Raw genomic sequence first — 21,976 nt, forward strand, 5'->3', positions numbered from 1 at the left:
ACACCTCGCGGACCGCCGCACTGTGGGGCACCGTGGAATGACGCGTGGCACACCCGCCACGGCGGAGAGGAGTACCCGCATGTCCGACCACACGTACCGGGTCACCGAGATCGTCGGCACCTCCCACGAGGGCGTCGACCAGGCCATTCGCAATGGCATCACCCGCGCCTCGCAGACCCTGCGCGGGCTGGACTGGTTCGAGGTCACGCAGGTCAGGGGGCAGATCGTGAACGGGCAGATCGAGCACTACCAGGTCGGCCTGAAGGTCGGATTCCGCCTGGAGGACGGCGCCTGACCCCGTAGCACCGCCGCCAGGCCGGCGGGGGCCTCAGGTTCGCCCCTCACGCTCCTGCGCGTCCTTCAGCGCCTCGGACGCGCCGGTCCAGCGTGCCCGTACGACCGTGAAGCCCGCCCGCTCCGCGTCCTCGCAGACGAGCTCGTCGTCGTCCACGAGGACGCGGATCTCGCGGTCGCGGGCGAGCCTGCGGAGGATTTCCAGCTTGGTGCGGCGGGCCGGCCTGCGGTCGTCGTTGCGCCGCATCCAGACGCGGCCCTCAGGCAGCCCCTGTGCGGCCAGCCAGTCGAGCGTGTCGCGTCGGCACCGCTCGGGGCGGCCGGTGAGGTAGACGACCTCGCACTCCTCCGCGCTCTTCAGCGCGAGTGCCACGCCCTCGGCGAGCGGCGGATCCTGCGGCGCCGCCGCGAAGAACGCGGCCCAGTCCCGCGGCTGACGCTCCAGGAAATGCTGCCGATGCGCGGAGTCCGCGAGTGTGCCGTCCAGGTCGTACACGGCGAGTGGTCTGCTGCTCTTCTGCTCCACGCCCATCAGCCTAAACAGCGCCCGCCGCGCTCGGCGCGCCGTGGCAGCCGATCCCCCGCGTGAACACGTACAACTTCCGTCTCCGCGGGCACTGTTCACAGCAGCAGCAAGCCCTTACCGTATTGCCTCGCACAGCATGTCGTACAACGTTCGGAATTTCGAACCAGAGCAGGGCGGCGGAGGGACACCATCGCCCGGCTCATCGGAATGCGCAGGTCTCCGCGTCGCCCCCGCTCGACAGACGTCACTTCCTCATCCCCACGGGAGAGCCGCCCATGAACACACCGGACCCAGCCGCGCCCGCAGTCCCCCGCTCGCCGTCCCGCCGGAGCCTCCTGCGCGCGATGGTCGCCCTGCCCGCCGGTGCCCTCATCCTGAGCGAACTGCCCGGTCTTGTCGGCACCGCCGCGGCGGCACCCGCCCGTGGCTACGCCACCCGCTACACCATCGTGCCGTTCCTCAACAGCAACGACGGCACCGTCAACGTCTACGAGTCCGACGACGCGACCGACTTCAGACTCCTCAAGGCATCCGCGTACACGCCGCCCAGCAACCGCATCCGCGACGCCAGCGTCTTCCGGCACACCGACGGCTACTACTACATCACCTACACCACGCACACCTGGCAGGACACCAGCACCACCATCGGCTTCGCCCGCAGCTCCGACCGGCTCAACTGGACGTTCCTGTACGACTACACGGTCCCGATCGCCAACCTCTCGCGTGCGTGGGCGCCCGAGTGGTTCGTCGACAGCGACGGCAGCGTGAACATCATCGTGTCCTGCTCGGTCACCAGCGACGAGTGGATCTTCACGCCCTATCTACTGAAGGCCACCAACTCCGCGCTCACGTCGTGGAGTTCACCCGTCGCGCTGTCCGGCATCGGCGCCAACCACATCGACACGTTCATCGTGAAGATCGGCTCCACCTATCACGCGTTCACGAAGAACGAGACGACGAAGTACATCGAGTACGCCACCGCCTCCAGCCTCACCGGCACGTACACGATCAGCAGGACGGGCAACTGGGCGGGCTGGGGCGGCACTCGAGAGGGTCCGGCCCTGGTCCAGCTCGACAACGGCGGCTGGCGCATCTTCTTCGACGGCTACGGCGACGGCAGTTACTACTTCAGCGACAGCTACGACACCTTCGCCACCTGGAGCGCCCCGAAGGCCCTGCCTGTCATCTCCGGCACCGCCCGCCACTTCACCGTGATCAGGGAGACGGTCTCCGGCGGCGCGACCCTGCCGACCGGCGTCACCCGCTCCTTCCGGTCGGGCAACTACACCACCCGCCACTGGCAGGAGCAGTCCGCCCTGCTCAACCTCCCCGTGGTGACCAGCTCCAGCACGACCGCGGAGAAGCAGGCGTCCACCTTCACCATCGTGGCGGGCCTCGCCGACGCGAACGGCTACTCCTTCCGGGACGCGGCCGGCAACTACCTGCGCCACTGGGACTTCCGCGCCCGCTTCGACGCGAACGACGGCACCTCGACGTTCGCCAAGGACGCCACGTTCATCGCAAGGTCCAGTGCGACGAGCGGCGCCGTCCGCCTGGAGTCGTACAACTACCCGGGCTACTTCCTGCGCCACTACAACTACCAGCTCCGTGTGGACCTGACGGCCGGCACCGACCTGTTCCGCCAGGACAGCTCCTTCGTCCCCGTCACCGCCTGGGCATGACCGACACCGCGAGAGAGAAGACCAGGATGAGCAACGGCTCGAACCCGTCCCGCCGTGGTGTGCTCGGTGCGATGGCCGCCCTCACCGCCGGTATGACCATCGGCGCCCCGTCCGCCCGCGCCGCGGACGCAACCGCGTACGTGATGGGCTACTTCACCGAGTCTCCGGACTTCAGCGGCGCCGACTACGGCCTGCATCTGGCCGTCAGCACCGACTCGCTCCAGTGGACCCCGCTCAATCAGAACAACCCCGTCGTGACCCCGACCGGAGGCACCGGCGGCCTGCGCGACCCGTTCATCATGCGCAAGCAGGACGGCACCTTCGTGGTGATCGCCACCGACCTCAAGGGCACCGACTGGAGCCTGCAGAGCCAGTACATCCATGTCTGGGACTCCGCCGACCTCCGCTCCTTCACGGGCTACCGCCGGCTGAAGCTGCACGAGATGGCCACCCACAGCTGGGCGCCCGAGGCCTACTGGGACGCGGGCCGCGGCCAGTACGGAATCATCTACTCGGCCGTCAACTCCAGTGGCCACAACGTCATCATGGTCAACTACACGACCGACTTCGTGACGGCGTCGGCCGCACAGGTCTTCTTCGACCCCGGCTACGACGTGATCGACGGCGACCTGGCCGTCGGCGTGAACGGCGTGAACTACCTGTACTTCAAGAAGGACCAGACGCTGGTGGGCGCCAGGTCCACCACCCTGAACCCGGGCAGCTTCACCGTGTTCAGCACGCCGGTCGCCCATGGCGGCACCGAGGCCCCGACCCTGGTGAAGTCCCTGACGTCCAGCGCCTGGTACCTCTGGGGTGACACGTACACGCCCAACGGCGTCTTCTACGCCTGGCAGTCCACCGACCTGGCCGCCGGCACCTGGACCGCGGTCGACCAGCGGCTCTACACCCAGCCGCTCAACTCCAAGCACTGCACGATCCAGTCGATCACCACGGCCGAGTACAACAACCTCGTGGCGAGGTACGGGACACCGGCCTGGAACCGGATCAAGTCCTACAACTACCCGGCCCGTTACGTCCGCCACTCCGCCTACGTCGGCCGGATCGACGAGTACCCGTTCGACCCGTTCGCCGACTCGCAGTGGAAGCTGGTGCCGGGTCTCGCCGACGCCTCAGGTGTGTCCTTCCAGTCGGTCAACTACCCGACCCGCTACCTGCGGCACTACAACTACGAGCTGCGGCTGGACGCCACCGACAGTACGACGGCGTTCGCGCAGGACGCCACGTTCTACCGGACCGCGGGCCTGGCCGACACCTCATGGTCATCTTTCCGCTCCTACAACAACCCGGACCGTTACATCAGGCACGCAAACTACGTGCTGCGCATCGATCCCATCTCCACCGCCACAGCCAGGGCCGACGCCACGTTCTCGGTCGGCTACTGACCCCCACGGTTACTGACCCCCCTCGTACCCAGGAGACATCCCCATGTCACCCCACCGCAGACTTCTCGCCTGTCTGGCAGCGGCAGCCGCCACCCTGGGCGGACTCACGGCGGCCGCTCCCGCCGCCGCGGCCGCCGACTCGGGCACCTTCAACGTGCTCTCCTACAACGTCGCCGGACTCCCCGAGGCCATCTCCAGCGCCCCCACACCCCGTGAGTCCAGCACCACGACGATCGGCCAGCGGATCGCCCCGTACGACATCGTCCAGGTGCAGGAGGACTTCAACTACCACGCCTACCTCTACGCCGCCGACACCGCGCACGCCTATCGCACCGCGACCAGCGGGGGCGCGGGCATAGGCAGCGGTCTCAACACCCTGTCGAAGATCTCCTACGACGGCGACGACTTCGAGCGCTCCGGCTGGAACTCCTGCCAGCTGGACTCCGGCGACTGTCTGACCCCCAAGGGCTTCACGTTCATGCGTGAGCGCCTCTCCGAGGGCGTCTACGTCGACTTCTACAACCTGCACACCAACGCCGGTACCAGTGACGGCGATCTCGCCTCGCGCGCGGACAACCTCAACCAGCTCTCCGCCTTCATCCAGAGCCACTCGGCGGGCAACGCCGTCGTGGTCATGGGCGACACCAACACCCGCTACACCCGCTCCGGCGACACCATCGCCGAGTTCGCCGCCGCCAACGGGCTCACCGACCCCTGGGTGCAGCTGATCCGCGGCGGTGTGCCCCCTACCAAGGGCAGCGACGCGCTGGTCTGCGACCAGACCGGGACCACCGTGCCCAACACCTGCGAGGTCGTGGACAAGGTCCTCTACCGCAGCAGCAAGCTGGTCTCCCTCAACGCGACTTCGTACAACAACGAGCACGCCAAGTTCCTGGAAACCGGCAGCAACCTCATGCTCTCCGACCACGACCCGATCACGGTCGGCTTCACCTGGTCGCGCAACTCCGCCTTCCAGCTGAGCGACCAGTTCGGCGGCCCGCACGGGAACTACTTCACCGACATGAACAGCGTGCCGGCCGGCGCCCGCGCCACCACCGTCTCGCTGCGCGCCGGTTCACGCGTCGACCAGATGGCGCTGACGCTGAGCAACGGCACGACGCTCGCGCACGGCGGCACGGGCGGCACCGCTTCCTCACTCACCCTCGGCAGCGGCGAGTACGTCACCTCGACGCAGCTGTGCCAGGGCGTGAAGGACAGCCAGACGCGGATCTTCTACACGAAGTTCACCACCAACCTCGGCCGCACCCTGGCCGGCGGCACGTCGACCTCCGACTGCGTGACCCGCACGGCGCCGTCCGGCTGGCAGATCGCCGGCTTCCACGGCCGCACGGGCGACGAGGTCGACAAGATCGGCTTCATCTACACCCAGCGCTGACCGGTTCCCCGCCACGCCTCGATGGGCGTGGCGGGGTCCCCGCTGCTACCTCACGAGGAGAGCCACTCGGTGGCGTTCAGGGCGAGGGCGGCGTTCGTCGCGCCGGTGTCGTTCCAGCCGTCGTAGAGCGTGTTGCCGGACTGGCCCGTGCCGTCGTCGATCGGTGAACTGTCGCCCCAGAAGGCGACCTTGCCGCTGCCGAAGGTGCTGGTCGCGAAGAACGCGCCGGTGTTGCCCGAGTAACCGCTGCGGTAGAGAAGCCCCTTGGCGGCCGAGTTGTCGCCCGGCTTGAGCGTGGCGGTCGTACCGCTGGCGATCAGGCTCTTGGTGACCGTGCCGAACGAGCCGTGCAGGACCGGGTCGGTGCTGTCGGAGATCGCGCTCGGGTAGCCGGAGCTGATGCTCAGCGAGTCGATGGAGAAGCCGAACGGGTCGGTGCTGTCGACGCTGTTGTTGCTCATCAGATCGTTGAGGACCTCCACCGCGTCCTCGCCGTCGTTGTTGCGGTCGGCGCCGGTGTGGTCGGAGATCATGAAGAGGCCGCCGCCGTTCTTGACGAACGACATGATCGCGGTCTTCTCGGCGGTGGTGAAGAGGGTGTTGGGCTCGGGCAGCACCAGCGTGTCGAAGTTCGACAGGTCGGTCGCGGCGGAGCCGCCGTAGGTGAGACCGGAGCCCGAGGGCAGCGTGTCCAGCGAGTAGTCGCCGGTCTTCTGCAACGCCACACCCCAGGAGGAGAGGGCACCCGTCCAGTCGGTCTCCGAGGACGGCGACGCGTCCTCGTCGAGGGGGTCCGGCTGGCTGGTGGAGACGATCCAGTCGGCGTTGCCGGCCGTCTCGGCGTGGGCGTTGTCGAACAGAACGCGGTGGGGGGTCGCCGCGTGGGCGGGTGCGACGGTGGCCGCCTGAAGGGCGGCGCCCGTGGCCAGGAGGGCGAGCACCGTGAGAGCGGTGGTGAGTCCCTGACGGGGCTTTGTGGGGCCGAGCATCCTGCGTTCCTCCATGAGTGGGGGATATGGGGGGAGGGCAGTGCGGGTGCCGATCTGCGCGCGTAGAACGGCAGTTGGGGAAGGGCCGTTCGACACGAAGGTGGACGGTACCCACAAGATCCGGACCTCCGGCAGGCCCCGCCGCGAGTTCACGTAGATCTCTTACCTACAACCCCGGCCTCGTTACCCCGGCCCACGGATCTGTCACGAAGCGTCGGCGAGCCAGGGCCTGACCTGCTTGCGCGCCTCGTGCAAGCGGGACTTGAGCGTGCCCAGCGGGATACCGACGCGCTCGGCGACCTCGGCGTAGTCCAGCTGGCAGATGTCCCGGTAGACCAACGGCGCCACCAGATGCGGGTGTTCACGCTCCAGGCGCTCCAGCGCCTCCAGGAGATCGACCCGGGACCCCGCGATCACACTCGTGGTGCGCGGGTCGACATGCTGCGAGGCGTCGATCTCGGCCGGCTGCTCGGCGGCCCGGCGCTTCAGCTCGCGGTACTTCTGGCGGGCGCAGTTGGCGACCACCGTGTACAGCCAGGTACTGAAGCGGCTGCGGCCCTCGAACGTGGTGATCTTCCGCGCCACTTGGAGCAGTACGTCCTGCGCCGCTTCCTCGGCGTCCTCGCGGCAGGGCAGGAAGCGCCCGCAGCGCCGTAGGACCTCGGGCCGGATCTTCTGGAGCAGCACGTCAAGGGCCGCCCCGTCACCGGCGGCCGCGCGCAGCGCGAGCTCCTCGGTCTCCGCCGCGTCCTGCACCGCATGCTCCCCTCGGGGTCGATCAGAGGCCAGGCATGATAGTCGCATGCGCTCCCTGCAGCGGATCGGCCGCTACCGTCTTGACCGGCGTCTGGGCTCCGGCGGCTTCGGCGTCGTCTGGCTCGCCCACGACGACGTGCTGGAGGCGGCCGTCGCCGTGAAGGTGCTGTCCGAGAACTGGGTCGACCACCTCGACATCCGGGAACGCTTCCTCTCCGAGGCCCGGCTGCTGCGCCGCGCCAACTCCAATCGGGTCGTCCAGGTCTACGACATCGGTGAACTCCCCGATGGCAGGCCTTACTTCGTCATGGAGTACGCCGACGGAGGCACCCTCGCCGAGCGGGTCGCCGCAGGTCCACTGCCCGTCGCCGAGGCCCTGCGGCTGACGGCGCTAGCGGCCCGGGGAGCGGCCGCGCTGCACGAGGCCGGCATCGTGCACCGGGACATCAAGCCGTCCAACGTGCTGCTGCGGACCTCGCCCGGCGGCTCCGACCGCGTCCTGCTCGCGGACCTCGGCCTGGCCAAGAGTCTTGCCCAGGCGTCCGGGCTCACCATGGCGGCGGGTTCGGCGGGTTACACACCGCCCGAGCAGGCCGAGCCCGGGTCCGGGATCGACGCGCGGGCCGATGTGTACAGCCTGGGCGCCCTCGGCTACCACCTCGTCACGGGCTCGGTCCCCGGGCCGCCCGGCAAGGTCGTACGGCCGGACCGGCTCCGTACGGATCTGGCCCCGGACGTCCAGCGGGCGTTGCTGCGCGCCATGGAACCCGACCGCGAGCGGCGCTGGCCCACCGCACTGGGGTTCGCGGCGGAGCTCGAGCGGCTGGCCGGCCAGGTGTCGCCCGGAGCGGCAGCCGGGCCGCGCCGCCGTCGGCGGGCCGTGGTCATCTCCCTGGCCGCCACGGTCGTCGTCGGCGCGGTCGGTGTCACCGCCGTGCTCGTGCTCCGCGAGCCCGCCGTCAAGACCGTTCAGGTGGCGGACAGTTCCGGCCGGGTCACGGCCCAGGTGCCCCGCGCCTGGGGCCGTCAGCTGCGCGACTCCGGATGGAATCCGCAGACCCTGGGCCTGCGGGACGGGACGGAACCCGGTCTCGGCGTCGCGGACGATCTGGCGAAGTGGCAGGACCTCCGCTCCGGCGTCAACGGGGCGTTCATCGGTCTCAGCGAGCACGGCGACGTCACCGCCGAGGTCGGCGCGATCACGCACACCGGATGCCACTACGACGGCAGCCGCACGTACACCAGCGCGCGTTGGCGCGGGCTGATACGGACCTGGAACGACTGCCCGGGCAGCGGCGGCTCCCTCACGGAGGCGGGTCTCACACCGGCGGGCGGCGCCGGGCAGCCGCAGGTGTACGTGCAGATCCGGCAGGACGACGGCGCTGACGCGACGGACAGTGTGCTCGACTCGGTGCGGGTCGGAGCCTGATCCGCATCCGGGCAGTTACGTGATCCGCGTCCGTGCGCTGATGGGCCTGGCTCGGAAGTCCGTGCGGTGAAGGGTCTGGCTCGGAGGTCCGTGCGGTGATGGGCCTGGCTCGAAATCCTCGCCGAACCCGTGAACTTTTCCGTGGCCCGGTGCATCGGACCTTGATGACGGGGCATTTGGCGCCGTGCGCACGCGTCAGGACGCGTGCGGTGATCCTCGAAGAGATTCTCAAGGAGTGGTGAGATGGCGACCTTCCCGCATGGCACGGCGGACCCGGACCGGCTCAGCTCGGTTCCCGCACGCCGTACCTCGACCCCGGCTCGCCTGGCGGCGCTGGTCGCGGGCATCGCGATGGTGGGCCTGCTCTCCGGCTGCGGTACCGGCAACGGCGCGAGCAGTGCGCCGCAGACACTGCCGGGCACGGCCCAGCCCGCCTCCGGTGACCGCACCACTGACTCCGGCGGGAGCACCGCCGCCGACCCGACCAGCGCAGCGACGGAGAGCGCCACCGCACCCGGTTCCGGCACGACCACCCCGGCCTCTTCCACGACCGGCTCCTCCAGCGCCCGCTGCCACACCTCCGAGCTGAGCGCGTCGGTCGGCGGGAACGATCCCGGCGCCGGGCAGGAGAACTTCCCCATCGTCCTGACCAACACCTCTCAGCGCACCTGCACCCTGCGCGGCTTCCCCGGAGCGGCGTTCGTCGACGCGTCCGGCAAGCAGCTGGGGCCCGATCCCGAGCGTTCCTCGGAGTCACCGACGACGGTGAAGCTCGCTCCGGGGCAGCAGGCATGGGCTGGCCTCACCTTCTCCAACCCGGAGATCAGCGGGGCCCGTACGGCGACTCCCGCCGCGCTGCTCGTCACACCGCCCGACGAGAAGGACTCGCTCAAGGTGAAGTGGACGCAGGGCAAGGTGCCCGTCTCCGGCAACGCCTCGTCGGTGTCCCTGACGGTCATGCGCCCGGGCAGCTGATTCCTGACCCGCACCCTCACCCTCACTCGGGGCGCGGCTGGAGGCTCAGGATCCGCTCACCGGTGACCTCCGCCGTATCCGTCGTTCCCGTAGCCGTCCCCGTACCCATAGCCGTAGCCGTCCCCGTAGCCATAGTCGGACCCGCCGTGCTGCCCGTCCCCGGAGCAGTAGTAGTTGTACGGGTAGTAGCAAGAGCCGTACGTCGGTGACGCCGACGACGGGGTCGCCTTCGGAGTCGAAGGTGTCGCCGAGGGCTTGGGGGTGGTGCTGGGCGACGGTGTCTTCGAGAGGGTGGGAGCGGGGTCGGCCGCGGGCGCCCTGGACTCGCTGTCGGCGCCCCAGTTGACCACCTCGAGCTGGAGCGAGGGCGAGGTGGTGTCGAGCGTCCAGCGCTGGGCCGGCTCGTCCTCGCGGACCTTGAGGACCAGGGCCGCTTCTTCCTCGGGGGAGGCGGGGGTGAGGGCCAGGTCCTGGTTCCAGCGCGGCACCAGGGCGCCCTGGAGGGTGAAGTCGTAGCGCACGTTCTTGGTGTCCGGCTGGGAATCGCCCGTGCACGGGGCCAGTTGGACCGAGTAGCCGAGGTGGGAGTCGAGGCAGAGGTCGGGGTCGGCCACGTTGCGCAGCTGTCCGTCCTCCTCGTACGACCACTGCTGGACCGACTTCGAGGTGCACGAGGTGAGTTGGGTCTCCGCGCCCTTCACGGGCCTGTCGCCGACGATGCCGATGCACAGGCCGTTGCCGGAGTTGCGCAGCCGCCCTCCCGTGGTGATCGGCTGGTCACCGGATCCGATCCAGGACGGGTTCGCGCCGGGCGCCTTGTCCGGGCCGGAACTGGGCTCGGCCACGCTGTCCCCGCCGGAGCCGAGACCGGCCCACGCGACGAGCGGGACCACGATCAGCGCGCTCAGGGTCAGCACGGCGAGTGCGACGTTCCGGCGACGGGAGGCGCGCCGGGGGGCCTTGTGCGTCGGCGGGCGGGAGTCGGTGTGCGCGGAGCCGCGCGGCGTGGGCCGAGGCGGGAAGCTCGGAGGGCGCGGGGCCTCGACCGGAAGGGGGAAGTGTCCGGTCTGGGCGGTGGCCGCGGCCTCGGGGGCCTCGGTCACTTCCACGATCGCGGTGGCACGTCCCTGCCGGGTTTCGAGGTAGGAATGCGCGCCCCAGCCGAGCACGGCTTCGGCGAGCGGGCGGGCGAGTCGGCCGTTGAACTTGTTCAACTGGTCGGCGGCGTGACGGCAGTGTGCGCATCTGGCCATGTGGCGCCGCAGGTCGGGGTCGAGGTCGCCGCCGCCGCGGCGCAGGGACACGTCGAGCATGCGGTTGTAGCGGCGGCACTCCTCCGCGGGGGCCAGTTCGCGATGGACTTCCAGGCAGCCTTCGCGCAGGCGTTCGCGGGCCCGCCGCAGTTCCACGGCGGCGTCGTCCTCGTCCAGGCCCAACAGGGCGGCCGGCACGTGCAGTTGCTCCGCCTCGGCCTCGGTGTGCCAGAGCAGGCAGCGGGCCGGCTCCGAGAGCCGCTGGAACGCCCTGGCCAGCAGGCGTCTGCTCTCCGGCGGAAGGAGCCGCGCCGCGGCCCGCTCCTCACCGTCGGGGCCGGGCCGCAGTTCGGGATGGAGATGTTCGCTCCGCCGGTCCGTGAGCCACTCGGCGGCTATTCGGCGCACCGCGACCAGAAGCTGTGGGCGCCACGCGGCCGTCGGCCCGGTCTGCCGCAGCGATTCCCCGAACAGTCTGGTGAATGCGGCCGTGGTGAGCATTCCGGCGGGGCGCACACCATCGGTGCACAGTCGCGCGTAAGAGAAGACCGCTTCCCAGTGCCGGTCCAGAAGTTCACCGACGGGATAGTTCGCCGGCGTGCTCCCCGGACTCTTCTTCAGGTCGGCCGCGAGCCGCTCATCCGATACCTCGAACAGACGAGCGGGAGTTGGAGAATTGGACAGAGCCGCGTCATTCACGTCCGCTTTCCTCCCAAAGGTAACGCAGGAATTAGTCCATACCAATGGGTATGTAGCCCGCCCGGCGAAGCGGAGGGACTACCCATGGGGGGTTGCACCACGGACAGCCACCTCAGGCACTGCTGGTGAAGCGAGGGGCGGACGAGTGCACCGTATGCGTACAGAAGGAAGCGAATATTGTCTGCACGCCGACAACGCACACCTTTGCACAGAGTGACGAGTCGGAACAAGCACTCTCGCGATTTTCCCTTTTCCTTCGAGAGCGCGAATATTGACGGAAGGTCAGTCCGGGTGCCTCTGCAAATGAAATTCGGATTCCCGCAGCGGCCCGAGCCGGGTCCGCTGCACCGAACTCACCACTCCACCCACCAGGCGAACACCCATCCGCCCAAAAGGCGACCGACCGTCAATGACACCCTGGCATGCCCATGCAATGCAGGACATTGGGAGCGCTCCCAATGCCGTTTTCCATTCGCCGCGTCACCGGGCAGCCGGGCCGTCGGACGCGGGTTGCCGCATCCCGCGGTCAGTGGCCCTTGATCGCTCGGGGCGCGTACGGCTGCTGCAGTTCCTCGATCTCCTTCTCCGTCAGTTCCACGGAGACCGCGGCGACCGCGTCCTCGACGTGGTGCGGCCTGGTGGCGCCGATGATCGGGGCGGTCACCGTGTTCTGCTGCAGCAGCCAGGCGAGGGCGATCCGTGCACGCGGGACCTCACGCGTGGCGGCGATCCGGGCGACGGCGTCGACGATCTCGCGGTCGCCCTCCTGGTAGAGCCTCTTACCGTACTCATCGGCCCGGCTGCGCGCGGTGACCGCGTCCCAGTCGCGGGTGAGCCGGCCTCGGGCCAGCGGGCTCCACGGCAGTACGCCGACGCCCTGGTCCTCGCAGAGCGGCAGCATCTCGCGCTCCTCCTCCCGGTAGAGGAGGTTGTAGTGGTTCTGCATGGACACGAACCGCGTCCAGCCGTTCAGCCGCGCCGTGTACTGAGCCTTGGAGAACTGCCAGGCGTACATCGAACTCGCCCCGATGTACCGGGCCTTGCCCGCCTTCACCACGTCGTGCAGGGCTTCCATCGTCTCCTCCACGGGAGTCGCGGGGTCGAACCGGTGGATCTGGTAGAGGTCCACGTAGTCGGTGCCCAGTCGGCGGAGGCTGCTGTCGATCTCCGTCATGATCGTCTTGCGGGACAGACCACGTGCGTTGGGGCCCTCGTGCATCGCACCGTTCACCTTGGTGGCGATGACGATCTCCTCACGGCGCGCGAGGTCCGCGAGCACCTTGCCGACGATCTCCTCGCTGGTGCCGTCGGAGTAGACGTTCGCGGTGTCGAAGAAGTTGATCCCGGCTTCCAGCGCCTGGCGGATCAACGGGCGCGACGCCTCCTCGTCGAGGGTCCACTCATGGACGCCACGGTCGGGAATCCCAAAACTCATGCAGCCCAGGCATATCCGGGACACGTCCAGGCCGGTCGAACCGAGCTTCACGTACTGCATGCTCACTCCTGCTCTCAACGGCGGTGGGGGGGAGGCTCGGCACAGCGGCCGTGGTGGGCCGCGGTCAAGACCTTCGGGGGAGCCATTCCCGATCGCGGACGCCTTAGTCGCACGGCCGTCGCTGTGACGCGCGTTGTCCCGCGCCGTCGGGCGGTCACCGCCCGGTTGATGGGGGAACCGCCACCCGGCAGGCGCTCACCCACCGCTGTCACGGGAGGAACCGCTCGGGGCGAAAGTCCGCAAGCATCTCGTCTCTTCTCCCGCTGAGGATCTCCGAGGCGAGCAGCCGGCCGATCACCGGCCCGAGCGTGATGCCGCTGTGGGAAACGGCCTCGTAGTAGCCCGGCACAGACGGCACCGCTCCCACCGAGGGGAATCCGTCGGCCGGGATGGGCCGGAAGGCCACCCGTGTCTGTGCGATACGGGAGTTGCCGAGCTCCGGAACGACGTGCCGCGCCGATTCGTGGAGCAGCCGTGCGAGTTGCGCCGGCTCTTCGCCGGTGTCGATGAGTGCGTCGATCTCGCGGCTGTGGAGGACCATGGAGGCGTCTCCGTCAGGACGGATCTCGATGTGGGGCGCGTGCATGACCCGGTGAACCGGGATCTGAGCACAGCCGATCCGGGTGACCATGCCGGGTTCCCGGCGCATCGGCAAGTGCCGTGCGATGAGCCCGGCGACGTGGGAGGCGCTGGGGCCTGCCGCGTTCACGACGACGTCGACGTCGAGACGGCTCCCATCGGCCAGAGCAACTGTCCGGACGCTCCCGTCGGCACCGGTGCCGATGTCACGGACCACGGTGCCGGACCGGAGCTCGGCGCCGGAGGCAACGGCCTGACCGACCAGGCGGCCGACGAGATGCCGTCCGTGCACCCACGCTTCGTCGGGATACAACACGACTGGAACCTCGCTGGGCATCGCGAGAGCAGGCTCGAGGTGACGGCGAACCTCCGCACCCGTGTACGCCTCGACCCGGTAGCCCCAGCTGTCCAGCAGTTCGGCTGTTTCCAGGAGCTTCGCCTGCGCTGCGGGATCGTCCGTCCAGCGCAGGTGGCCGCTGGGATACCACCATGAGTCCGGCCCGATGGCCCCGGCAAGCTCACGGTGGGCCGCCATGCCCGCGACGTTCAGGTCGAAGTAGGACTTGCGCAAGGTCTTGTTGCTGGCGTTGACCCACGAGAAGGACCAGTTGGTGACGCCCTCGCCCGGCCGGCCTGCGTCGATGAAGACCACCTGGGCGCCGCGCCGGGACAGGTTCCAGCCCACGCTGGCTCCCAGGATGCCCACTCCGATGACAGCAACACGTTCAGGCCGCTTCACGGACCCGATCCCCACGAAAGCCCCCTTCCCGGAGCCCCGCCTGCTGCCGCTGCTGCCGCGCCGACAGGCGGGGCTCCCCCTTTAACGCCGAAGTATCGGATTAACGCCTACGAATCGGATCCCACCCTTATTACGTAAGGGTGGGTTTCGGCTATACGAGGTAAAACATGTTGCATGTTCAATTTACCTGACCGAAAACCATCCTTGTTCAAGCAGTCCCTGGGTACTAGTTTCTGACGATCCGTCAAGTCAGCTTCGCGTCAGACTAGTTGGGACGAAGGTGGACAGGTGTGAACGACTCCCCAGCTCCATGTGTGCTCCCGGTGGAAGCCGGGTTACCAGCTGGTAAGTCAGGCCCTCAGAGCTGTGTCGTCGACGTTAAATCCCGCACGCCAACCCCCCTTTGAGAGTTTGACTTTCACATGTGTGCGCAATGACTATGAGCGTGCCGCGCACCGAAGTCGCTGCGCGTTCCAGCGCTCTCCCCCACCATTCCTCACACTTGTGTGATTTGGAGCGTTCGCGTGCCTGTGCCGAATTTTGATACTTCCGGGCTGTTTGCCGTAGAAGACATCGTCATCGCCGTGAACCCGTTCGCCGTCGCGTCGGCACGGCTCACCGCGGCCGCCGTACAAGCCGGTGGCCTGGGCGTGCTCGACCTGACCGCGGGTGGACGCCGTGCCGCGGCTCAACTCACGCTCGCCGAGGAGTGGTCGGCCGCCGGATTCGGCGTACGTGTGGCTGACAACGATGCCTTTCCCGCGCAGGATCTCCCCGCCTGCGTGCACACGGTCCTGCTGCCCACCGACGCCTTGTGCACGCCCGCCGACTTCCCCGGCCGCCGCGTACTCGTCGAGGTGACCGGTCGTGAACAGGCTCTGCGGGCCGCGTCCGCCGGGGCTCACGGACTGATCGCCCGGGGCCACGAGGCCGGCGGTCCCGTGGGCGAACTGAGCACCTTCGTGCTGGTGCAACAGCTGCTCGCCGACCCGGAGTTGGACCTGCCGGTCTGGGCCTGCGGCGGTGCCGGACCGCACACCGCGGCGGCCGTCGTCGCCGGTGGCGGCGCCGGTGTCGTGCTCGACACCCAGCTCGCGCTGCTCGCCGAAACCGAGGCCGAACTGCCCGCCGGGACCACCGCGTTGCTCGCCGGTCTTGACGGCTCCGAGACCACCGTGGAGGACGGCCGGCGCGTCGTACGGCGCCGCAGACCCGGCGCCGTCCCGGCCGAGGACGGCGCCCCGGCCCCCGAGATCGGCCAGGACGGCTTCCTCGCGGCCCGCTTCCAGGAACAGTGGGGCACCGTCCACGCGGCGGTGCGCGGCGTACGCGACTCGGTCCTCGACACCCTGAAGAACGCGGGCCCCGCTCTCGCCCCCGGCGGCGCGGGCAGCCTCGCTCTCGGAACCCGACTGCCGGTCGCCCAGGGCCCGATGACCCGCGTCAGCGACCAGGCCGCGTTCGCCGCCGAGGTGAGCGGCGCGGGCGCGCTGCCCTTCATCGCCCTCGCGCTCTCCGGCGCCGAACAGACCCGCGCCATCCTGGAGGAGACCCGGGACTCGCTCGGCGACAAGCCGTGGGGGGTCGGCGTACTCGGATTCGCCGACGAGGGGATCAAGACCGCCCAACTCGACGTCGTACGGGAGATCCGCCCCTCTCACGCGATCATCGCGGGCGGCCGTCCCGCGCAGGCCGCCGCGCTGGAGGAAGTGGGCATCTCGACGTTCCTGCACGTGCCCTCGCCCGGGCTGCTGAAGCAGTTCCTGGAGGCGGGTGCGCGCAAGTTCATCTTCGAGGGCGCCGAGTGCGGCGGGCATGTCGGGCCGCGCAACAGCTTCCCGCTGTGGGAGGCGCAGCTCGGTGTGCTCGACGACTTCCTCACGGGGGCGAAGAAGGGCACGGCTGCCGAGCTGCAACTCCTGTTCGCGGGCGGCGTGCATGACGAGCGGTCCGCCGCCATGGTCACCGCCCTCGCCGCGCCGCTCAGTGCGCGGGGTGCCGCGGTGGGCGTGCTGATGGGCACTGCGTACCTGTTCACCGAGGAGGCCGTGACCGCGGGCGCGGTGCTGCCCCTGTTCCAGCGGCAGGTGATCGATGCCGAGCGCACCGATCTTCTGGAGACCGCTCCCGGTCACGCCACCCGCTGCGTGCGCAGCCCGTTCACCGACGAGTTCGCCGCCGTCAAGGAGGACCTGGCCACCCGCGGGATACCCGGCCGCGAGGCCTGGGAACAGTTGGAGCAGCTCAATGTCGGGCGGCTGCGGCTGGCCAGCAAGGGCATCGAGCGGACCGACGGCGGGCTCAGCGCGGTCGGCGAGGAACGGCAGCTCGCCGAGGGCATGTTCATGGCCGGTGAGGTCGCCGTGCTGCGCTCGGGGGTCACCACCCTCGCCGCGCTGCACACCGCGGTCACCACCGGCGCGGCACACTTCCTCACGGCACGGCTGCGCGGCCTGGGCATCGAGGAACCGGCCGCTCCGCCCGCCCCCGAGCCGCTGGACATCGCCATCGTCGGCATGGCCTGCATGTTCCCCGGCGCCCCCGACCTCGCCACCTTCTGGGCGAACGTCCTCGCCGGAGAGGACGCGGTCACCGAAGTACCCGCGACCCGCTGGGACGCGGATCTCTACCACGACCCGGACGGCGCGGGCGAGAAGACGCCGTCCCGCTGGGGCGGATTCCTCCCCGAGATCCCCTTCGAGCCGCTGCGGTACGGGATTCCGCCCGCCTCACTGCCCGCCATCGAGCCCGTGCAGCTGCTGGCCCTCGAAGCCGCGCGCCGTGCTCTGGAGGACTCCGGCTACGGGAGCCGGGCGTTCGACCGGGCCCGCGCGTCGGTCGTGTTCGGCGCGGAGGCAGGGAGCGACCTGTCGAACGCCATGACGCTGCGTTCCGTACTGCCGTCCTACCTCGGGGGTCTGCCGCCCGCGCTCGACGAGCAGTTGCCGCACCTGACCGAGGACTCCTTTCCCGGCATCCTGGCCAACGTCATCTCCGGCCGGATCGCCAACCGCCTCGACCTCGGCGGCGCCAACTACACCGTCGACGCGGCCTGCGCCTCCTCCCTCACCGCCGTCGACGTGGCGTGCAAGGAACTGGTGAGCGGGACCAGCGACCTGGTGCTGTGCGGCGGCGCCGATCTGCACAACGGCATCAACGACTACCTGCTCTTCGCCTCCGCCCACGCCCTCTCGCCCTCCGGCCGCTCCGCCCCCTTCGACAGCTCGGCCGACGGCATCGCGCTCGGCGAGGGCGTCGGCTGTGTCGTACTCAAGCGGCTCGCCGACGCCGAGCGGGACGGCGACCGGGTGTACGCGGTCATCAAGGGCGTCGGCAGCGCCAGCGACGGCCGGGCGCTCGGTCTCACCGCGCCCCGGCCGGAGGGTCAGTACAACGCGCTCGCCCGGGCCTACCGCAATGCCGGTGTCTCACCCGCCGAGGTGGGACTCGTCGAGGCGCACGGCACCGGCACCGTAGTCGGCGACCGTACCGAACTCGGCTCCCTCACCCGGGTGTTCGAGGACGCCGGTGCCCTGCCGGGCAGTTGCGCGCTCGGCTCGGTCAAGTCGCAGATCGGGCACACCAAGTGCGCCGCCGGACTCGCCGGGCTCATCAAGACCTCGCTCGCCCTGCACACCGGCGTCAAGCCGCCGACCCTGCACCTCACCGAACCGAACCCGGCCTGGGACGCGCAGAGCAGCCCGTTCGCCTTCCACACCGAGGCCCGCCCCTGGGCGGCGCCTCCGGCCGAACGGGTCGCGGGAGTCAGCGCCTTCGGCTTCGGCGGCACCAACTTCCATGTCGTCCTGCGCGCTTACCAGGACGGTCCGCCGCCCGTCACCTCGGCCCAGCAGTGGCCTGCCGAGCTGTTCACCTTCCGGGGTACGGACCGCGCCACTGCTGTACGGGCCGTCGCCGACCTGCTCGCACTCGTGGAGGCGGACCCCGGCCCGTACGAGCCATGGCGGCTGAGGGACTTCGCACTCGCCGCGTCCCGGCGCGCCGAGTCCGTCGCCGCTCGTGGCGCGCGGGCCTGGATCGCGATCGTGGCCGGTTCGACCGAGGAACTTGCGGCACTACTGCGCCGTGCCGTGACGGGTGAACACGCCCCGAAGGAAGGCCTGTTCGCAGCCGATGACACGGAGCCGGGCGACCTGGCGCTGCTCTTTCCCGGACAGGGCAGTCAGCGGCCCGGGATGTTCGCCGAGTTGTTCGTGGCCTTCCCCGAGCTCCAGCGCCATCTGCGGCTCGACGAGGAGACGGCCCGGGTGCTCTTCCCGCCGACCGCCTTCGACGAGAAGAGCCGCAAGGAGCAGCAAGAGCGGATCACCGACACGACCGTCGCCCAGCCCGCTCTCGGCCTCACCGGACTCGCCGCGCACCAGCTCCTCACACGGGCCGGTGTGCGCCCCGCGATGGCAGCGGGACACAGCTACGGAGAGCTGGCCGCCCTCGCCGCGGCGGGCGCCCTCGCACCCGACGTACTGCTGCGGGCCAGTCGCGACCGGGCCGCCGCCATCCTGGGGGCCACCGGCGACGGCGACCCCGGCACCATGGCCGCCGTCGCCGGGGGCGAGCCGGAGGTGGCGGCGGCGCTCGCGGAGGCGGGACTCGCGGGATCGGTGGTGACGGCGAACCGCAACTCGCCTCGTCAGACGGTGATTTCGGGCCCCACCGAGGACGTGCTCACCGCCGTTGAGCGCTTGCGGGCCCAGGGGCTGAGCGCCAAGCGGATCCCGGTGGCCTGCGCGTTCCACAGCCCGCTCGTCGCCGCGGCCGGCGAGACGTTCGCCAAGGTCCTCTCCGACGTCCCAATCGACGTCACCGACTTCCCCGTGTGGTCCAACCGCACCGCCGAGCCCTACCCCGAGACCCCCGAGGCGATCCGGGCCGAACTGGCCGCCCAGATCGGCGCACCGGTCCGGTTCGCCGACCAGATCGAGGCCATGTACGAGGCCGGAGCCAGGCTCTTCGTCGAAGCCGGGCCCGGCTCGGTGCTGACCCGGCTGGTGGGCAGGATCCTCGGCGACCGGCCGCACCGGACGGTCGCCCTCGAGGACGGCCCGCGCACCGGGCTGACCGGTTTCCTCGGCGCACTCGCCCAACTGGCCGTCGCCGGTGCGGACATCAGGACCGCATGGCTCTTCCAGGGCCGGGACGCGATCGCCGCCGACGCCCGCACTCCGCGCCGCAAGCGCGCCGCCTGGACCGTCGACGGCCATCTGCTCCGCACGGCGGACGGCGCGCTCCCCGCCACCGCTCTCCATCCCGCCCAGTGTGTCCCGGAGGCCCTCGTGACCCACAGCACGTCAGCCGCGCCGGTGGCCGCCACCGGATCCGAGGCCCTGATCAGCGAGTTCCTGCGGACGAGCCGGGAGATGATCGCCGCTCAGCGGGATGTGATGCTCGGGTATCTGGGGGCGGATCCGGGAGTACGGCCCGCAGCTCCGGCCCCGGTCACGTACACGGACATTCCCGTCACGGTCACCGCGCTCCCTGCCATCCCGGCACCACGGCCTGCCTCGGAGCAGCTGCCGGTCGCGGCGGCGGTGCCCGCGGGTGGCTCGGTGCTGTCGGTCGTGCTCGATGTGATCGGTGAGCGGACGGGCTATCCGGTCGACATGATCGAACCCGACCTCGATCTGGAGGCCGACCTCAGTGTCGACTCCATCAAACGGGCTGAGATCGCCGGTGAGTTGGCAGGGCGGCTGGGCCTGACCGCGACGGCCGACACCGACATCGAGGAACTCGCCAAGGCGCGCACGGCCGCCGCCATCACCGCGCTGGTCGAGCGCGTCACCGGACCGGGTTCGACTCCCGCCCCGGCTCCGGCCGACACCGCCGCCGCTGACGCCGTACCGACCGCCGAGTCCGTCCTGGCGCTGGTTCTCGACGTGATCGGCGAACGCACCGGCTATCCCGTCGACATGATCGAACCCGACCTCGACCTGGAAGCCGACCTCAGCGTCGACTCCATCAAACGGGCTGAGATCGCCGGGGAGTTGGCGGGGCGGCTGGGCCTGACCGCGACGGGTGATGCCGACGTGGAGGAGCTGGCGAAGGCACGTACCGCCGCGGGGATCGCCGCGCTGGTGGCGGGCGTTCGGGGTGAGGCGGCGGGGACGGCCGGAACGGCCGAGGCCCTGGCCGCCGGCGGCGGGGCGATACCCGCGGGTGGACCGGCCACCGGCGGGAGGGCGGCGGCCGAGGCAGCTATCGGTGCCGGCGCGGGTGCCGCTGTCGGGGCCGGCGCGGGTGCGGGTGCGGGTGCGGCAACCGAGCCCCAAGCCCCGCAAACCACCCCGGTCGACCCCGCCCCCGTCGTCGTAGCCCCCAAGCGTCTAGTCATGCAGGAGTTCGACCTCACCCCGGCCGCCCCCGCGCCCACCGACGGCGAACTCACCGGCCGTACCTTCCTGTTGCTCGGCGACGGGCCGGTGGCCGACGCACTGGCCGCCCGCCTCTCCGCGCACGGAGCCGAGACACTGACCGCCGACGAGCCCCCGGCCGACCGGACCTTCGATGGACTCGTCCACCTCGTCGCACCGGACGCCCCGCCCGTCCTGCCGGACGTCTTCCCCGTGTACCAGCGCACGCTGGCGGGCAACCCGCGCTGGGTGCTGGCCGCCGGTGCCTCGGCCGGGCTCCGTGGCTTCTTCCGGTCGATCGCACGCGAGTACCCCGACACGGTCGCCCGGGTCGTCGAGCACTCCCCCGGTACCGCGCCCGAGGACATCGCCGCCGATCTCCTCGCCGAACTCACCGCGCCCGACCGTGAACCGGTCGTGCTGCGCTCGCCCGGCACCCGCCGCGGACTGCGCATGGCCGAGGAGGGTCTGGGTCTGCTCGGCAGCACGGGCGCGGGCCCGGCCGGCGACGGCGCCGCCGAGGCCGCCGCACTCGGCCTCGACTCGGAGTCCGTCGTGCTCCTGGTGGGAGGCGCACGCGGGATCACCGCACGCTTCGCCGCCACCCTCGCCGGCGCGAGCCGCTGCCGGATCGAACTGTTCGGCCGTACCGCGCTGCCCGAGGGCGAGGAGGACCCCGCCCTCGCGGCGGCGGTCACCGCGGGCGAACTGCGGGCCGCGCTCATCGCGGGCGGGCTTCGGGTGCCGGCCGAGATCGAGCGGGCGATCGGCCGGATCCAGGCCGAACGCGAGGTGCGCGGCACCCTGCGCAAGCTCGCCGGGCTCGGCTCCCAGGTGCGGTACCGCGCCGTCGACGCGCTGGACGGCGACGCCGTACACCGGGCGGTGAAGGAGATCCACGCCGAGCACGGCAGGCTCGACGGCGTCGTGTACGCGGCGGGTGTGATCGAGGACAAGCTGATCGCGGAGAAGAGCCCGGAGTCGTACGAGCGGGTGTTCCGTACGAAGGTGGACGGCGCGCTCGAACTGCTGGACGCGGTGGACGAGTTGCCGGACGGACCCCGGTTCGCGGTGCTGTTCGGCAGCATCGCGGCGACCCTCGGCAACCGCGGTCAGTCCGACTACGCCGCCGCCAACGACGCCCTGGAGACCCTCGGTACCCGCTGGGCTCGCGCGGGCACGGACCGCCGCGGACTCACCGTCCACTGGGGCCCGTGGGCGCCGACGGGCGAGGACAACCACGGCATGGTCTCGCCGGAGCTGATGCGGCACTACGCGGGTCGCGGCATCCAGCTCATCGACCCCGACGAGGGCACCATGAGCCTGCTGCGCGAACTGGCCTGGGGTCCCGAGGGCGACACCGCCGTCGTCTACACCGCCTCCGGCTGGTGAA

General features: G+C 70.3%; 13 protein-coding genes. 7 read left to right on the top strand and 6 right to left on the bottom strand.

Annotated features, from left to right (window positions below; all coding sequences use genetic code 11):
• Positions 1-79 precede the first annotated feature (79 nt).
• Positions 80-295 carry a dodecin gene (locus OG246_RS34020; RefSeq protein ID WP_266472267.1) on the top strand — a complete coding sequence of 72 codons (216 nt, stop codon included), beginning with the start codon at positions 80-82 and terminating at the stop codon, positions 293-295.
• Between the two features lie 33 nt (positions 296-328).
• Here OG246_RS34020 and OG246_RS34025 read toward each other — a convergent pair whose 3' ends face one another.
• A complete protein-coding gene (locus OG246_RS34025) occupies positions 329-826 on the bottom strand; it encodes a hypothetical protein (RefSeq protein ID WP_266472270.1) in 498 nt (165 codons plus the stop codon).
• Positions 827-1,095: 269 nt separating this feature from the next.
• Here OG246_RS34025 and OG246_RS34030 point away from each other — a divergent pair, with 269 nt between their 5' ends.
• From OG246_RS34030 to OG246_RS34040, 3 genes are read left to right on the top strand one after another with little or no spacing between them, the layout of a single operon-like run.
• A complete protein-coding gene (locus OG246_RS34030; RefSeq protein ID WP_266472274.1) occupies positions 1,096-2,502 on the top strand; it encodes a glycoside hydrolase family 43 protein in 1,407 nt (468 codons plus the stop codon).
• A 26-nt stretch (positions 2,503-2,528) separates the two neighbouring features.
• Positions 2,529-3,905, top strand: a complete 1,377-nt coding sequence (locus OG246_RS34035; protein ID WP_266474921.1) for a glycoside hydrolase family 43 protein — start codon at positions 2,529-2,531, stop codon at positions 3,903-3,905.
• 43 nt (positions 3,906-3,948) lie between these two features.
• Complete coding sequence (locus OG246_RS34040) at positions 3,949-5,301, top strand: jacalin-like lectin (RefSeq protein WP_266472276.1); 1,353 nt, start codon at positions 3,949-3,951, stop codon at positions 5,299-5,301.
• 50 nt (positions 5,302-5,351) lie between these two features.
• On the opposite strand, the gene OG246_RS34045 is transcribed toward OG246_RS34040, so the two are convergent.
• Together OG246_RS34045 and OG246_RS34050 are read right to left on the bottom strand one after the other, a co-directional pair.
• Positions 5,352-6,305, bottom strand: coding sequence for a hydrolase (locus OG246_RS34045; RefSeq protein WP_266472280.1), 954 nt, complete (start codon positions 6,303-6,305; stop codon positions 5,352-5,354).
• Positions 6,306-6,494: 189 nt separating this feature from the next.
• Entirely contained in the window at positions 6,495-7,046 is a 552-nt protein-coding gene (locus OG246_RS34050; RefSeq protein ID WP_266472287.1) for an RNA polymerase sigma factor, read from the bottom strand.
• Between the two features lie 46 nt (positions 7,047-7,092).
• On the opposite strand from OG246_RS34050, the gene OG246_RS34055 reads away from it, so the two are divergent.
• Both OG246_RS34055 and OG246_RS34060 read left to right on the top strand, forming a co-directional pair.
• A complete protein-coding gene (locus tag OG246_RS34055; protein WP_266472289.1) occupies positions 7,093-8,475 on the top strand; it encodes a serine/threonine-protein kinase in 1,383 nt (460 codons plus the stop codon).
• Positions 8,476-8,826: 351 nt separating this feature from the next.
• Positions 8,827-9,450 (top strand): DUF4232 domain-containing protein, encoded by a 624-nt coding sequence (locus tag OG246_RS34060; RefSeq protein ID WP_266474923.1) that lies wholly within the window; start codon positions 8,827-8,829, stop codon positions 9,448-9,450.
• 56 nt (positions 9,451-9,506) lie between these two features.
• Here OG246_RS34060 and OG246_RS34065 read toward each other — a convergent pair whose 3' ends face one another.
• The 3 genes from OG246_RS34065 to OG246_RS34075 all read right to left on the bottom strand — a co-directional run bounded on the left by OG246_RS34065 (position 9,507) and on the right by OG246_RS34075 (position 14,215).
• On the bottom strand, positions 9,507-11,402 hold the full coding sequence (locus OG246_RS34065; protein WP_266472291.1) for an RICIN domain-containing protein: 1,896 nt from the start codon (positions 11,400-11,402) through the stop codon (positions 9,507-9,509).
• Positions 11,403-11,928: 526 nt separating this feature from the next.
• The gene (locus OG246_RS34070) at positions 11,929-12,897 is read right to left on the bottom strand and encodes an aldo/keto reductase (protein ID WP_266472293.1); all 969 of its coding nucleotides are present in this window, start codon (positions 12,895-12,897) and stop codon (positions 11,929-11,931) included.
• 208 nt (positions 12,898-13,105) lie between these two features.
• Positions 13,106-14,215 carry an FAD-binding oxidoreductase gene (locus tag OG246_RS34075; protein WP_266472296.1) on the bottom strand — a complete coding sequence of 370 codons (1,110 nt, stop codon included), beginning with the start codon at positions 14,213-14,215 and terminating at the stop codon, positions 13,106-13,108.
• Between the two features lie 584 nt (positions 14,216-14,799).
• On the opposite strand from OG246_RS34075, the gene OG246_RS34080 reads away from it, so the two are divergent.
• Complete coding sequence (locus tag OG246_RS34080; RefSeq protein ID WP_266472300.1) at positions 14,800-21,975, top strand: type I polyketide synthase; 7,176 nt, start codon at positions 14,800-14,802, stop codon at positions 21,973-21,975.
• Position 21,976: the final 1 nt, after the last annotated feature.

The sequence above is a fragment of the Streptomyces sp. NBC_00620 genome, from assembly GCF_026341825.1.
In the GTDB taxonomy this organism is placed as follows: Bacteria; Actinomycetota; Actinomycetes; order Streptomycetales; family Streptomycetaceae; genus Streptomyces.